The sequence below is a fragment of the Marinomonas sp. SBI8L genome (assembly GCF_001624705.1).
GTDB lineage: Bacteria > Pseudomonadota > Gammaproteobacteria > Pseudomonadales > Marinomonadaceae > Marinomonas.
This window is the reverse complement of the sequence record NZ_JSEO01000051.1, coordinates 1-474: the sequence shown is the minus strand read 5'-3', so window position 1 is coordinate 474 and position 474 is coordinate 1. Positions and strand designations below refer to the sequence as shown.

Sequence of the window (474 nt, the reverse complement as noted above, 5' to 3'; positions counted from 1 at the left end):
GGAGCAGTAGTTCAGTTGGTTAGAATACCTGCCTGTCACGCAGGGGGTCGCGAGTTCGAGTCTCGTCTGTTCCGCCACTTTCCTCTACCTAGTAGAAGATAGATGAATACCCTTTAAATCGTAAGATTTAAAAAGCACGGGTGTGTAGCTCAGTTGGGAGAGCGTCGCCCTTACAAGGCGAATGTCGGGAGTTCGAACCTCTCCACACCCACCACTTCCTTTTGGAAATACAGTGGTTAAACAGTAAAAATGATAACGGAGCAGTAGTTCAGTTGGTTAGAATACCTGCCTGTCACGCAGGGGGTCGCGAGTTCGAGTCTCGTCTGTTCCGCCACTTTCCTCTACCTAGTAGAAGATAGATGAATACCCTTTAAATCGTAAGATTTAAAAAGCACGGGTGTGTAGCTCAGTTGGGAGAGCGTCGCCCTTACAAGGCGAATGTCGGGAGTTCGAACCTCTCCACACCCACCACTT

The 474-nt window shown here is 48.9% G+C and carries 4 tRNA genes; all 4 read left to right on the top strand.

What is annotated here, in order from left to right:
* The 4 genes from OA91_RS23870 (at position 1) to OA91_RS23855 (ending at position 471) form a co-directional block, all read left to right on the top strand.
* A tRNA-Asp gene (locus tag OA91_RS23870) sits at positions 1-77 on the top strand.
* A 61-nt stretch (positions 78-138) separates the two neighbouring features.
* Positions 139-214, top strand: a tRNA-Val gene (locus tag OA91_RS23865).
* Positions 215-257: 43 nt separating this feature from the next.
* A tRNA-Asp gene (locus tag OA91_RS23860) sits at positions 258-334 on the top strand.
* Positions 335-395: 61 nt separating this feature from the next.
* A tRNA-Val gene (locus tag OA91_RS23855) sits at positions 396-471 on the top strand.
* Positions 472-474: the final 3 nt, after the last annotated feature.